The sequence below is a fragment of the Desulfurellaceae bacterium genome (assembly GCA_021296095.1).
Classification (GTDB): Bacteria; Desulfobacterota; Binatia; order Bin18; family Bin18; genus JAAXHF01.
In genome coordinates this window covers 593-14,644 of record JAGWBB010000070.1, presented here as the reverse complement: position 1 = coordinate 14,644, position 14,052 = coordinate 593, and the positions used below count along the sequence as shown (strand labels likewise).

The 14,052-nt window shown below is 63.7% G+C and carries 14 protein-coding genes; 5 read left to right on the top strand and 9 right to left on the bottom strand.

What is annotated here, in order from left to right:
• Both J4F42_15950 and J4F42_15945 read right to left on the bottom strand, forming a co-directional pair.
• Positions 1-429: hypothetical protein (locus J4F42_15950; GenBank protein MCE2487008.1), on the bottom strand; the 429-nt coding region annotated here is incomplete at its 3' end.
• 297 nt (positions 430-726) lie between these two features.
• Positions 727-1,263: a helix-turn-helix transcriptional regulator gene (locus J4F42_15945; GenBank protein ID MCE2487007.1), complete on the bottom strand. Its 537-nt coding sequence runs from the start codon at positions 1,261-1,263 to the stop codon at positions 727-729.
• A gap of 615 nt (positions 1,264-1,878) precedes the next feature.
• Here J4F42_15945 and J4F42_15940 point away from each other — a divergent pair.
• Positions 1,879-2,181, top strand: a complete 303-nt coding sequence (locus J4F42_15940) for an NIPSNAP family protein (protein ID MCE2487006.1) — start codon at positions 1,879-1,881, stop codon at positions 2,179-2,181.
• 17 nt (positions 2,182-2,198) lie between these two features.
• Here the strand turns inward: J4F42_15940 and fumC are convergent, their stop codons facing one another.
• From fumC to J4F42_15905, 7 genes are all read right to left on the bottom strand, one after another.
• Complete coding sequence (gene fumC / locus J4F42_15935; protein MCE2487005.1) at positions 2,199-3,596, bottom strand: class II fumarate hydratase; 1,398 nt, start codon at positions 3,594-3,596, stop codon at positions 2,199-2,201.
• A 58-nt stretch (positions 3,597-3,654) separates the two neighbouring features.
• Positions 3,655-3,990 (bottom strand): hypothetical protein, encoded by a 336-nt coding sequence (locus J4F42_15930; GenBank protein ID MCE2487004.1) that lies wholly within the window; start codon positions 3,988-3,990, stop codon positions 3,655-3,657.
• A gap of 4 nt (positions 3,991-3,994) precedes the next feature.
• A complete protein-coding gene (locus J4F42_15925; protein MCE2487003.1) occupies positions 3,995-4,384 on the bottom strand; it encodes a hypothetical protein in 390 nt (129 codons plus the stop codon).
• Positions 4,381-5,127 (bottom strand): succinate dehydrogenase/fumarate reductase iron-sulfur subunit, encoded by a 747-nt coding sequence (locus J4F42_15920; GenBank protein MCE2487002.1) that lies wholly within the window; start codon positions 5,125-5,127, stop codon positions 4,381-4,383. The genes J4F42_15925 and J4F42_15920 overlap by 4 nt, the downstream gene beginning before the upstream one ends.
• Positions 5,128-5,129: 2 nt before the next feature.
• Positions 5,130-6,887: a fumarate reductase (quinol) flavoprotein subunit gene (gene frdA, locus J4F42_15915; GenBank protein MCE2487001.1), complete on the bottom strand. Its 1,758-nt coding sequence runs from the start codon at positions 6,885-6,887 to the stop codon at positions 5,130-5,132.
• A 140-nt stretch (positions 6,888-7,027) separates the two neighbouring features.
• A complete protein-coding gene (gene mdh, locus J4F42_15910; protein ID MCE2487000.1) occupies positions 7,028-7,975 on the bottom strand; it encodes a malate dehydrogenase in 948 nt (315 codons plus the stop codon).
• A 586-nt stretch (positions 7,976-8,561) separates the two neighbouring features.
• Positions 8,562-9,446 (bottom strand): LysR family transcriptional regulator, encoded by an 885-nt coding sequence (locus J4F42_15905; GenBank protein ID MCE2486999.1) that lies wholly within the window; start codon positions 9,444-9,446, stop codon positions 8,562-8,564.
• A gap of 121 nt (positions 9,447-9,567) precedes the next feature.
• Here J4F42_15905 and J4F42_15900 point away from each other — a divergent pair, with 121 nt between their 5' ends.
• The 4 genes from J4F42_15900 to J4F42_15885 all read left to right on the top strand — a co-directional run.
• Positions 9,568-11,145 (top strand): acetolactate synthase large subunit, encoded by a 1,578-nt coding sequence (locus J4F42_15900; protein ID MCE2486998.1) that lies wholly within the window; start codon positions 9,568-9,570, stop codon positions 11,143-11,145.
• Between the two features lie 36 nt (positions 11,146-11,181).
• Positions 11,182-12,624 carry a nicotinate phosphoribosyltransferase gene (locus J4F42_15895; protein ID MCE2486997.1) on the top strand — a complete coding sequence of 481 codons (1,443 nt, stop codon included), beginning with the start codon at positions 11,182-11,184 and terminating at the stop codon, positions 12,622-12,624.
• An 85-nt stretch (positions 12,625-12,709) separates the two neighbouring features.
• Positions 12,710-13,177, top strand: coding sequence for a VOC family protein (locus tag J4F42_15890; GenBank protein ID MCE2486996.1), 468 nt, complete (start codon positions 12,710-12,712; stop codon positions 13,175-13,177).
• Positions 13,178-13,192: 15 nt separating this feature from the next.
• The coding region (locus tag J4F42_15885; protein ID MCE2486995.1) for a hypothetical protein at positions 13,193-14,052 on the top strand (860 nt) is incomplete at its 3' end.

Below are 14,052 nucleotides of genomic sequence, written 5' to 3'. Positions count from 1 at the left end.
GCCATAGCCGGCGAACACGACTCCCGCAGGCTCGAACCGGCCGGTTTTGGAAAAGGTCAACGGACGCCAGTCTTGGTTGACCACATAGGCCGGTCCGGCTTGCGGTGTTGTCCGACCGTCTCGGTCTGGAAGCTCGCTCAGCAGGGTATTGCTCGGCCCGAGCGAGACGCCAGCCGTAAAAGGAAAGGCCTGGAAGTAGGTGCCGTCATCGCCCGCCGGAGTCAGGCCGAAGCCCTCAAACAGGGCGGCCACGTAGGCTGTCGCGGCGCGCTCACCGGCCGTACCGGTCAGCCGGCCGGCCATCTGTTCAGAGGCTAAGGTCTCGATATGGCGCTGGAGATCGGCGGCTCGGATCTCCGGGGCGCCGACATTCAGGGCGGCAGATGGGTCGGGATGTTCTGGAACAGTTCCGTTGGCGGGCGCATCCATGCCCGCCAGTGAGGCAAGCAGGGTGCAGCATCCAACAACACAGAAAACCAGGGTCCGCTTCATGGCCGGAGATGATAGCCTCTGCGGCGGGACAGACCAAGGTCCGGTTTCATCTTCTTCCTGGATACAAGGCTGATCGGAAGCCTGGCCGATCCAGACGAATCCCCGTCCCCCCACCGCTTGGCGGTCTTCCATGACAGTGAGCCGATGGCCGTGTTTGACCAGCGCCCGGACCACCGGGGTCAATGCGCGAAGGGGACTAGGTCGGCTTGGTGCGGTCGGACCGTGCTCGGAGCCTCAAACGGCCTGGGATCTGGACCACAACCCGGTGAGCAGACGCTCCAGCGTGCCGATCATTTCCTGCTGGGCTGCGGCACTATCGTCTGCGCTGGCGATATAGGTGCCCGCTTCGAAACACGTTGCCCATACCAGGTGGATGAGCGGGTCAAGCGGCAGCGGGTCAATCACGCCCTCGGCCATCAACGGCTCGAACGCCTGCCGGAGGAGCAGCAGGGCGGGATCGGGTTCTCGGATCACATCCTGGTCCAGGACTGCCGGGCCATCGGCAAAGAGAATGCGCCGCACCTGCGGGTCTGCGGCCTTTTCAATAAAGGCTCGGCACACCGCGAGCACGGCCTGCTGCCGCGGAGCGCCATCGGCGACCTGGATACACTCGCCGATGGACTGGGCCAGAGCGGCCCGCTGCTCCTGATAGACGGCGGCGAAGAGAGCGGCCTTGTCGCGAAACTGAGAGTACAGCGTGCCTCTGGTCACCCCGACACTGCGGACAATCTCTTCGGTCGAGGTCTCTTCGTACCCGTGCTTCGCAAACAACTTCCTGGCAGTGTCGAGCAAGGCTCTGCGTCGTTTTTGAGTCCGTTCGGCTCTCGAGCTGAGGGCTGACAAAATTCTCTCCTCCACTTCCCAGGACACGAGTGCGCGGCGCTTCGGCAACGGGCAGCTTGCACACCAGCCGGAGCCGTTGTTCGCTTCACCACGGTTCTCAGGCGTGTCGGCCCGCGCTGTCCTCTGGTTCACCGACGCTTTTTGCCACCCAGTGTACGAACTCAGGTCTTCTATTGCGCTAGCAAAATTGCGGGGATGATCGCAAAAAGTCGGCATTCGCCTCCGGGATGCCAGAGCGGGCAAACCAGTGGGCGAGGGGAAGGTTCTGCCTGAGGGGAGAGACGGGTGGCCGGGGGACGGATTCGTTCCCGGAGCGTCACGCACGGGCTCTTTCGCCGGACGGCCCAAAGCGCCGGCCCCGAACCAGACCCGGAACGCCTCCTGCCCGCTCACCGACAAGAGTCAGCGCTGCGGTCAGGCGAACTCGGCGATCAACAGCACCGGCCGGCCCAGAGCCGTCCATAATCAACCCCGCCAAAGCTTGACGAGGTACAGAGGCTCCGCTAGTGTCGGCCGTATCATTCCCAAAAGGAGGAACGCACTATGGCCTACCTATTCGCCCATATTAAGCTGCGGCCGGGGAAGGTACAGCAGTTTACCGAGGTGCTCGGACAGCTGGCCCCGCTGCTGGAGAAGCACGGCGGCTGGAAGCTGCACGGGAGTTACTTCAACGTCATCGGGCGTTTGCACACCGTCGTTGACGTCTGGGAGCTGCCCGATGCCAACGCTGTCCAGACGACCCTGGAAAAGGCCTCACAGGATCCCGAGTTCCAGAAATGGGCACCGGCGATCGAAGAATGTGTCGAGGATGAAACCCTGCAGGTGATGACCAAGCTGCCGGTCTAGGCGGCCGGTCGGCCGAACTAGCCCTTGGGTCCGACCATATCTTCGGGTCGGACCCACTTATCGTACTCCTCAGCCGTCACATGGGCCAAGGCCAGGGCCGCTTCCCTGAGGCTTGATCCGTCCTTGTGCGCCTTCTTGGCGATTTCGGCCGCCTTCTCATAACCGATATGAGGGTTCAAGGCGGTCACCACCATCAGCGATTCCTGCAAATGCTTCTCGATCCGTTCTGTGTTCGGCTCGATCCCGATCGCGCAGTGGTCGTGAAAAGCCCCACACGCGTCGGCAATGAGCTGGACGGATTCGAGCAGATTGTGCACCATCACCGGCTTGAAGACGTTGAGTTGGAAGTTGCCCTGCGAGCCGCCAAAGGCCACGGCCGCATCGTTGCCGAACACCTGCACAGCGACCATGGTCAGCGCCTCGGACTGGGTCGGGTTGACCTTGCCGGGCATGATGGAAGAGCCCGGCTCGTTCTCGGGGATGAGGATCTCGGCAATACCGGCCCGCGGGCCGCAGGCCAGCCAGCGCACGTCGTTGGCGATCTTCATCAGCGCTCCGGCCAGGGTGCGCAGCGAGGCACTGGCGGTGACCATGGCGTCGTGGGCCGACAGGGAGGCGAACTTGTTTGGCGCCGAGATGAACGACCGTCCGGTCTCGGCCGACATCTTGGCCGCGGCCAGGTCGCCGAACTGGGGATGGGCATTGAGGCCGGTGCCGACCGCAGTTCCGCCGATCGCCAGCTCGCACAGGCCGGGAATCGTCCGACGCACGTCGGCCAGGGCGGCGTCAAGCTGGGCCGCCCAGCCGCCAATCTCCTGTCCCAGGGTGATCGGGGTGGCGTCCTGCAAATGCGTACGGCCAACCTTGACCACGTTGCCGAACTGCTCGGACTTGGCGTGCAGGGTGGCGGCCAGCTGACTGACGGCCGGAATCAGCACGTCTTCGAGCTGTTCGACCGCAGCAATATGCATGGCGGTGGGAAAGGTATCGTTGGAGCTCTGGCCGCGGTTGACATCATCGTTGGGATGGATCGGCTTCTTTGAACCCATCTCGCCGCCGGCCAGCTCAATGGCCCGGTTTGAGATCACCTCGTTGGTGTTCATATTGGTCTGGGTACCCGAGCCGGTCTGGAAGACCACCAGCGGGAAATGATCGTCGAGGGCACCGGAGATCACCTCGTCGGCCGCCCGCACGATCAGCTCGACCTTGTCCTGGGGCAGCTGTCCCAGCTCGCCGTTGGCCAGGGCGGCGCTCTTCTTGAGCACGCCCATGGCCCGGATGATGGGCCGGGTGAAACGGAAACGCTCGACACCGATGGGGAAGTTGGTGCGCGAACGCTCGGTCTGGGCGCCCCAGTATCGGTCGGCAGCAACCTCGATTGCCCCCATGCTATCCGTCTCGGTTCTCGTTTTCATACCTTACCCTTTGCTGATGTTGATGGCCGATCCCGGGAAAGAAGATCAGGCAGAACGTTCAGATCGCCAGCAGGACAAAGACGGTCGCCACCGTCCCGACAATGGCCGCGCCATAACAGATGACCGCAATCGGCATCTGATAGCCGCGCATACCCGTATCGTACAGGGTATGCCGGATGCGGTGCACACAGTGAAAAAACGTCAGTGAGAACAGCACAAGCAGGTAGAGCTTGGTCAGCGGATGGGCGACCAGGCTGGCCAGGGATTCGGCCGATATCCAGCCCAGGGGAATCGCAATACCGCTCAGCACGACATGGATCGGCACCAGCAGGGCGGCAACCATGCCCCCGGCCGAAAACAGAGACCACCAGAACGCTTCGCCCGACTTGGCCATAACTTCAGCTCCTCAGGACGATCAACAGGATCACAACCGACACCACCAGCCAGGCCAGGTAGTGCGCACCGGCGATCACAACCGGCGGCACACGCTCTTCTCCCCGACGCACGATGATGACCTGGGGGGTCAGGTTAAACCAGGTGATGCTGTGGTAGAGCGCGGCAACCAGGACCAGCAGGTGAAACACAATCCAGCCCGGCGAGGCCAGCCGCGCCGCCGCCGCCGCATACCCCTCGGCTCCCTCGGCCAACTCGGCCAGCTGGACGAGGAAGACGACCAGAAAAACGGCGATGAACACGCTGGTCAGCTCGCGCAGCATGAACAGCACGTAGTTGCGCTTGGCAAGCCACCAGGTGGACGCGGATATCGGGCGGTGGTACGGCTCACTCATTGCGATCCCCTCGGCAGCAGCATGGACTTGAACCAGTCAATTGCCCCGGAAGCCTTGGCCTGCTGAATGGCTCCGGCCGGGTCCACGTGCTTGGGACAGACCACGGAACACTCGCTCACAAAGGTGCACTCCCACACGCCCTCGTGCTTTGAGATCACCTCTCGCCTGGCGTCCTCGCCCTGATCGCGCGAGTCGAGGTTGTAGCGCTGGGCCAGGGCAATCGCCGCCGGCCCCACAAAGGACGAGTCTAGACCGTAGACCGGGCAGGCCGCGTAGCACAGCATGCAGTTGATGCACATGCTGAACTGTTTATAGCTGGCCAGCTCGGCCGGGCTCTGCAAATACTCGCCCTCGGCAACCGGTTTCTCCTCCTCGCGGATGAGCCACGGCTGGACATCCTGGAGCTTGGCCATAAAGTCATCCATGTTGATGACGAGGTCGCGTTCGACCGGAAAATTGGCCAGCGGTTCGACCCGGACCGGTTGGGGATAGTAGTCCCGGAGAAAGGCTGCGCAGCTGAGCTTGGGCTCGTTATTGATCATCATGCCACAGCTGCCGCACACGCCCATATGGCACGACCAGCGGTAGGACAGGCTGCCGTCCATCTCATCCTTGACATAGTTCAGCGCGTCCAGGACAACCCAGTCCTCGCGGTAGGGCACGGTGTAGGTCTGGAAAGTCGGTTCTTGCTCGACCTCCGGCCGGTAGCGGAAGACCTCCAGCGTGATGCTGCGCTCAGCCATTGTTAATCTCCATATTTTCGTTCAGCGGGCGGCCAGCGGGTGATGACCACATCCCGATACTCGATGCGGGGCGGGCCATCGTCGCTGCGGTAGGCCATCGAGTGGGCCAGAAAGTTGTCGTCGTCGCGCTGGGGATGGTCGGTGCGCTGGTGAGAGCCGCGCGACTCTGTCCGCGCGACTGCGGAATAGGCCACGGCCTCGGCCACATCCAGCATGCATTCCAGCTCCAGGGCGGCGGTCAGGTCGGTATTGAAGGTCAGGCTGCGGTCGTCGAGGGTAATGTTGGCAAACCGTTCCCTGAGTTCGGACACCTTATCACAGGTCTCTTGCAGCGAGTCCCGGGTCCGATAGATACCGGCCCCGGCTTCCATGGTCGCCGTCATCTCGGCCCGCAGACTGGAGAGGCGCTCGGTGCCGTCGGTCTTGCCAATGAACTGCTGCTGGATACGCGTCTGTTCGTCTCTGGCCTGAGCCTCAAGCGCCTGGGTGTCACACTCCGGCTGTTCCTGGGCAAAGGTCGCGGCCGCACGGCCGGCCCGGGCGCCAAACACCAGGAGTTCGGTGAGCGAGTTCGAGCCGAGCCGGTTGGCCCCGTTGATGCTGACACACGCGCACTCGCCCGCCGCATACAGCCCCGGCAGCGGGGTCGCCGCCTCAATATCGGTGTGGATCCCGCCCATCATATAGTGCACCACCGGTCGGACCGGAATCGGCTCGTAGACCGGATCAATCCCCGCGTAGTTCTTGGCCAACTCGCGGACGAAGGGAATCTTCTTGTCGATCTTCTCCTCGCCGAGGTGGCGGACATCAAGGTGGACCACGTCGCCATAGGGCCCCGGCATGGTGTTGCCCTTGTCGTGCTCTTTGACAAAGCACTGCGACAGCTTGTCGCGCGGACCGAGTTCCATGGTCCGTTTCTGCGGGTGGCCGGGGTCGTTGACATCCAGCGGCTTGCCCAGATCGTAGTCCTGCAAGTAGCGGTGGCCGTCCTTGTTGACCAGGATGCCGCCCTCGCCCCGGGCGGCCTCGGTAATCAGGATGCCCGTCCCCGGCAGGCCGGTCGGATGGTACTGGACGAACTCCATGTCTTTCAGCGGCACCCCGGCCCGATAGGCCAGAGCCATGCCGTCACCGGTCTTGATAGCCCCGTTGGTGGTAAAGGGGAAGATCCGGCCGGCCCCGCCGGTACACATGATGACCGCCTTGGCCAGCACCGGCTGGACCATGCCGCTGCGCAGCTCAACCGCGGTCACCCCCTGGCAGCGACCGTTTTCGACCAGCAGCTTGGTGGCGAAACTCTCGTCGTAGCGTGTGATCGAGGTGTACTTCAGCGAGGTTTGAAACAGCGCGTGCAGCAGGTGGAAACCGGTCTTGTCGGCGGCAAACCAAGTGCGCTCAATCCGCATTCCGCCGAACGGGCGAACCGCAACCCGGCCATCGGGCTCCCGACTCCAGGGACAGCCCCAGTGCTCCAGCTGGATCAACTCGGCCGGCGCCTCGTTGACAAACAGCTCAACCGCATCCTGGTCCGCCATCCAGTCGGAACCGGTGATCGTATCGTTGATATGATCTTCGATGCTGTCATTCTCTTTGATGACCGCTGCAGTTCCGCCCTCAGCCGCAACCGTATGGCTGCGCATCGGGTAGACCTTGGACACCAAGGCGATGTCGAGCTGAGGATTAATCTCGGCCACGGCGATAGCAGCCCGGAGTCCCGCCCCGCCACCGCCGATAATGAGGATGTCATGCACAGGTGCCATACTTTCCCTTACGTTTGGAAAGAGCGTGGAGGGTTCTTTCCGGGTCAGGATCGGTCATCAAGGCTCTCTTTCTCGTCCTGAGCTTTCGTGACTGACGTGGAGCCCAGGCCCGCGCTGTCCACAGCTGCGGTTTCCTGGCCCTATGCGTTTTGCGCCAAGACCGTGTCCATGGCGGCGACCAGTTCCTGGACATGGCTGACCGACACCTGCATCTCCTGCTTTTCCTTGTCGCTCAGCGCAATGTCCACGACCCGTTCGACCCCACCGGCTCCGATGCTCACCGGCACGCCAAAATACACATCCTCAATCCCGTACTCGCCTTCGAGGTAGGCTGCACAGGGCAGGATGTGCTTCTTGTCGTACAGGTAGGCCTCGGTCATCTGGACCGCAGCCGAAGCCGGCGAATAAAAGGCCGAGCCGGTCTTGAGCAGGGCCACAATCTCGCCGCCGGCCTGGCGGACCCGGTTCTCAATCTCCTCAAGCCGGTCGGCCGCGATCAGCCGCTCAATCGGAATACCGCCGACCTGGCAGTAGCTCCGCACCGGCACCATATCGTCGCCGTGGCCACCCAGGACCATGGCGGTCACGTTTTTGACCGACACGTTCAGTTCCTGGGCGATGAAGGTCCGGTAGCGCGACGAGTCGAGCACTCCGGCCTGGCCGACGACCCGATTCTTGGGAAAGCCGGTGACACGTTTGGCCAGGGTCACCATGGCGTCGAGCGGGTTGGTAATCACGATCAGAAAGCTGTTCGGCGCATAGCTGGCGATGTTCTCCGAGACCTCGCGCATGATTTTGCAGTTGATGCCCAGCAGGTCGTCTCGGCTCATGCCCGGCTTACGGGCCACCCCGGCGGTCACGATGCAGACATCCGCGTCCTGGATATCGCTGTAGCTGGTAGTGCCGGTCAGGTTCACGTCGTAGCCCTCAATCGGTCCGGCTTCGAGCAGATCAAGGGCCTTGCCCTGGGGCAGGCCGTCAATCACATCGTACAGAACCACATCGCCGAGTCCCTTGAGGGCACACAGGTGGGCCAGAGTGCCCCCGATATTGCCCGCGCCGATCAGTGCAATTTTCTTTCGTGCCATAGCGTATGCTCCAGAGCCTGACCCTTCGTCCAGCATGAGAATAGGGGGTAAAATGCCAAAATTTCCCAAGCCTGTCTAGCCCGACAGGCGTTCCTGGGTGCAGCGACGGAGCCGTCAGAACAGGCTGTCACGGTTCCCGAACCTGGATGACCGACCGGACTGGGGCGACCTAGTCCGCTTCCAGAAACCGTCGCGTCCCGGCCACGATCCGTCGCCGGGCTCAGTTCATAACGAGCCGTGCGTCTCGCATGTCATCACAGGGGAAGCTGAATCAGGATTTTCCTGCCAGGAGAATCCGATGATGTCCACAGTCCTGCTCTCCAACGGGCGGTCCTGCGTCGTGGACCGGCTTCCGCGAGTCCTCGTCAACGGCCCGCCGGCCCTCATTCGGGGTTTGCCTTCCTCATGAGCTGGCATTTTGCATCTGCCGCCCTCGGATGCAGACATAGCGGCGATTCCTCGGGGCAGAGCCAGCCGCACCACACGAGCACAGGCATATAAACACATATTGTTAGTATAATAAGAGACAAGCCGGCTGAAGTCGAGCCCACCGGCGCGACACCGCGGGCAAACGCGAGACTCATGGCTAACTCGACACGCCCCGCAGGAAGCGCACGAACTCCTGTACTGCGGGGGTGAAACGACGGCCCCGCTTGGAGATGATCCCCAGCGGTCGCATCACCACCTCGTCGGCAAAGGGAATCACCTTCAGAGTGTTGTTTTGGACCTCCTGCACAATACTCGGCTCAGGGACAATGGCCAGGCTTGAGCCGAGTTCGACGATCCGTTTGACGGTTTCGATATTGTCCACCTCCGTGGTGTACTGCACCCGGACATGGTGCTGACGAAAAATCCGGTCCAGCGCCCGGCGGGTCGGAATATCGCGCTCAAAACCGACGAACTTCTCCCGGTCCAGGCTTTTCATCGGCAGGCTGCTGAGGGCGGCAAACGGGTGCTGCGGGGCACACACCAGGACCAGCCGATCCTCACGAAACGGCGTCACCACAATCTGGGAGCGTTTGCTGGGGTAGGCCACGATGCCCAGGTCAATATCCCCACGGCTCACGTCTTCGTAGATCTTGTTGACCCGGGTGTACTCGAGGTGGACCTCGACCTCGGGAAAAGTCTGGAGGTAGTGCTTGAGCGGAGCGGACAGCTCGTACAGCCCGACACTGTAGACCGTGTTGACCCGTACGCTCCCGGCCACCGTGTGCGACAGGGCCTGCAGCTCCTCTTCGATCTGGCGATATTTTTGGGAGATCTGCTTCCCGACCTGGTACAGGGCTTCCCCGGCCTGGGTGAGTCGGATGCGTCCCCGAGAACGCTCGACCAGCTGCCGGTTGTAGTGGGCTTCGAGACTGCGGATCTGCTGGCTGACCGCAGACTGGGTCAGCAGATTCTTGGACGCCGCCTGGGAAAAACTGCCCGTCTCGACCACGTCACAGAAGACTTTGAAGAGTTCCAGATGCATACAGACGAAAGGTACGAGGCACGACGCCAAAATTCAACCCGCGTGTCCAGGCGTGCGGCCCGCCGCAAAGCTTGACTCCCCGACCGCTGTCCAGCATGTTCTCGGGAGAGGAGGAGTTGCTATGGCGACCGAACACACGGGGACACCACCGAACACCGCAATGACAGGAGCTGAGGCGGTCATTCGAACCGCGGCCGCAGCCGGCATCGATGTCTGCTTTGCCAATCCGGGGACGACCGAACTCTACCTGGTCGAAGCGCTCGATCGCTGCCCCCAGATCCGTTCCGTCCTGTCCGTCTTCGAGGGAGTATGTACGGGCGCGGCGGACGGCTACACCCGGATCACCGGCCGGCCAGCCCTGGCCCTCCTCCACCTCGGTCCCGGCCTGGCCAACGGCCTGGCCAATCTGCACAACGCCCGCAAAGCCAACTCACCCGTCGTGTCAGTCGTTGGAGAACACGCCACGTGGCACATCGCCGCAGACGCGCCGCTGACCTCCGACATCGCAACCCTGGCCCAGCCCATGGCCCATTTTGTCAAAACGCCGACCAGGGTAGAGGAGGCTGCCGCCGACATGGCTGAGGTGATTGCCAGAGCCACCCAGCGGCCGAGCGGTCCGGGCACCCTGATCCTGCCCGGCGATATGCAGTGGGCAAAGGTCAGCCAGCCCCTCCCCCAACCGGTACTCTCGCAGCCCGCTCCGTCCCAGCCCGAGGCGGTGGAACGCGCGGCGCGGGCGCTGAGTCGGCCCGGGGCGGCGCTGGTACTGGGCGGCAGCGCGCTGCGGGCCGCAGGCTTACGGGCGGCCGACCGGATCGCCCAAGCCACCGGCTGCAAGGTCCTGGCCCCGACCTTTCCGCCGGTCCAGGACCGGGGGCGCGGCCTGATGTGTCCGGACAAGATTCCCTACGCCCCGGAGCCGGCCCGCCAGGTCCTGGAGCCGTATAAGACCCTGGTGCTGGCCGGCGCCGCCAAACCCGTCGCCTTTTTCGGCTATCCCGACAACCGCAGCGGGCTGTACGCCGAAGACGCCGAGCTGCTTGAAGTCTGTGGCGCCGAGGCCGACCCGGCAGCCGCGGTGATCGCCCTGGCCGAGGCGCTCGACGCGCCACCCGAACGCCAGGCACCCACTCCCGACCGTCCAGCGCCGCCGGGCGGTCCCCTGACGCCACGACATATGTGTCAGGCGGTGGCAGCCCTCCAGCCCGACAACGCCATTGTGATGGACGAGGGGGCGACCGCCGGCTTTGGTTACTATCCGATGGCGGCCGGCGCCCCGCCCTTCACCTATATGGCTCTGACCGGCGGCTCGATCGGCCAGGGTCTGCCGTGCGCGGCCGGCGCGGCGGCGGCCGCGCCGGACCGACCGGTGGTGTGTCTGGAGGGCGACGGCTCGTCCCTGTATACCATCCAGGCCCTGTGGACGATGGCCCGCGAGAAACACAACGTAACCGCCGTCATCTGTAAGAACCGGGCCTACTCCATTTTGCGCTGGGAGCTGGAACGGGCCAAGATCACCCCAGGTGAGGCCAGCCTGTCGCTGACCGGTCTGGATTCTCCCGTGTTTGATTTTGTCAAGCTGGCCGAGGGCTTTGGGGTCGAGGCGCGGGCGGTATGGACGGCCGAAGAGCTGAACGACGCTCTCGGCTACGGGTTCGGCAGCCCGGGACCGATGCTGATCGAGGCCAACCTGGAGTAAGCTCCGCCCGGAGACCGGCCCTGACGCGGGGCTCAGATGAATATCCCGTCCGCGCTCTACCGCCCTTCCCTGGCGCTGCTGACCGACCTGTACCAGCTCACCATGGCCTACGGCTACTGGCGGTCGGGCATGGCCGACAGGCAGGCGGTGTTTCAGCTGTCCTTTCGCCATCAGCCGTTTGGCGGCGCGTTCAGCCTGGCCTGCGGTCTGGCCTACGCCATCGACTTCCTCAGCCACGTGCGGTTTACCGCCGAGGATGTCGCCTACCTGGCCGAGCTGACCGGCAACGACGGCAAAGCCCTGTTTCCCCGCGAGTTTCTCGACACCCTGCAAGGGCTGCGCCTCTCGTGTTCGGTTGATGCCATCCCCGAAGGCACGCCTGTTTTTCCCAACCAGCCCCTGCTGCGCGTCCAAGGCCCGCTCATCCAAGGCCAGCTGCTTGAAACCGCGCTGCTCAATATCATCAATTTTCAAACCCTGATCGCCACTAAATCGGCCCGCATGTGCCTGGCCGCCGAGGGAGAGCCGGTGCTCGAATTCGGACTGCGCCGCGCCCAGGGCATTGACGGCGCGCTGGCGGCGAGTCGGGCGGCGTACATCGGCGGCTGTGCCGCCACCTCAAACGTGTTGGCCGGAAAACTGTTCGGGATCCCGGTCAGGGGTACCCACGCCCACAGCTGGGTCATGGCCTTTGACACCGAACTCGACGCGTTCGAGGCCTATGCCCAGGCCATGCCCAACAACTGCATCTTTCTGGTCGATACCTATGACAGTCTGGCCGGGGTGCGCCGGGCGGTTCGGGTCGGTCACTGGCTGCGCGACAAGGGCCATGAGCTGGTCGGCATTCGCCTGGACTCGGGCGATTTTGTGCAGCTCGGGATCGAGGCGCGTAAGATCCTGGACCAGGCCGGCTTTCCTGAGGCCTTCATTGTCGGTAGCAACGACCTGGACGAACACGCCATTGCCCGCCTCAAAGCCCAGGGCAGCCCGATCGAGGTGTGGGGTATCGGCACAAAGCTGGTCACGGCCGACGACCAGCCGGCCCTGGGCGGGGTCTACAAGCTCGGTGCCGTGCGCGGCCCGGACCAGTCCTGGCAGTATAAAGTCAAACTGTCGGAAGAGGACGACAAAACCACCACCCCGGGCATCCTGCAGGTGCGCCGCTATCAGACCGACGGGAGCTTTGTCGGCGATACGGTGTATGACACCCGGCTGGGGATTGACGACGCGGCGCGGGTCACCGGCTCGGCCGGGCCGACGTGGCGCGACCTGCTGGTGCCGGTCTTCCGTCAGGGCGAAGCCGTATATACCAGCCCCGAGCCGACCGCGATCCGCCAGCGGGCTCAAGACCAGCTGGGCTGTTTACCGCCGGCGGTCACCCGGCTCAGCGATCCGCAGCCGTATCCGCTGGAACTCGAACCACAGCTGGCCGACCTTAAGAGCCGTCTGATCCGCCGCGCACGAGCCCACATCGGCTGAGCCGGCATGTCTGGACGCTGGCCACAAAGCGTGCCATAGCTGCGGGTCAGGAGAGCCTGGAGATATTTGGACAGAGGAGGGAAGCATGAAAATTCGAGCGACCTCGCACATCGCCATTGGCGTCAGCAACATGGCCGAGTCGCTGAAATTCTACCGCGACCTGCTGGGCCTGCGCGTCAGCCTGGACGACCCGAACGAGAACCCGGGGGGCATGATCCAGACGGTCACCGGCGCCGAGCGGCCCGGTCGCCATGGGGTGTACCTGCGCTGGGAGGACGGCCCGGACGCCACGTTCATCGTCCTGTCCCAGAACCGCCCGACCTCGGGCGAGGCGATCAATCTGACCCAGGTCGGTATCCACCATTTTGCCTTCTGGGTGGACGATCTGGAGGAGACCTTCGAGAAGGTCAAGGCTGCGGGCGTGCCGATCGTCCTGGCCCCAAAAGTCTTCGACAGCGTCGCCTACGGCGAGGCGCCGGGCGGCAAGGTCATGACCACCCTGTTTAAAGACCCCGACGGGATCGTGATCCAGCTCGATCAGCGGGTCCCCTGAAAAGGAGGAAGTCACATGGCACTTGGCGCGAATAAAGTGGAATACGAAGTGATCGAGGGCTGGGAGCAGCTGCCCGAGGGCTGGTCGTTTGTCGAGGTGGCGGGCGTGGCCACCGACTCCCAGGACCGGGTGTACGCCTTTAACCGTGGCGAGCACCCGATGATCGTCTTTGACCGAGAGGACGTGTTCACCAACGCCCACGGCATCTTCATCGGCCCGGATGACACCATCTACTGCGCCGACAATTTTGACCATACCGTCCGTCTGTTCGAACCCGACGGCACGCTGGTCAAAACCCTGGGCGAGAAAGACACACCCGCCGACACCGGCTTCAAAGCCTGGACCACCCCGGTCCAGCAGGCGGCCGGTCCGTTCAACATGGTGACCAATGTCGCCCTGGCGCCGGACGGCGCGATGTATATCGCCGACGGCTACGGCAACGCCCGGGTGCATAAATTCTCGGCCGACGGCGAGCTGCTGTTCTCCTGGGGCGAACCCGGCAGCGGTCCGGGCCAGTTCAAAATCCCGCACGCGATTGCGGTCGACCGGCGCGGCACGGTCTACGTCGCCGACCGCGAGAACTCCCGCATTCAGGTGTTCAGCGCCGACGGCGAGTACCGTACCGAATGGACCCATGTGAGCCGCCCGGACGATCTGTATATCGACGCCGACGAGAACCTGTTTGTGGCCGAGTTGGGCTTCAAGGTCGCCAACATGCCGAACGGCCTGGGCGCGGAAGTGCCCCCCCACGAGCCCCCGTCGTGCGTCAGCGTGCTGACCCTGGACGGGGAAATCCAGCACCGCTTTGGGGAGCACGGCCTGGAGCCGGGCAACTTCTATGCGCCGCACGGCATCTGGGCCGACTCGCGGGGCGA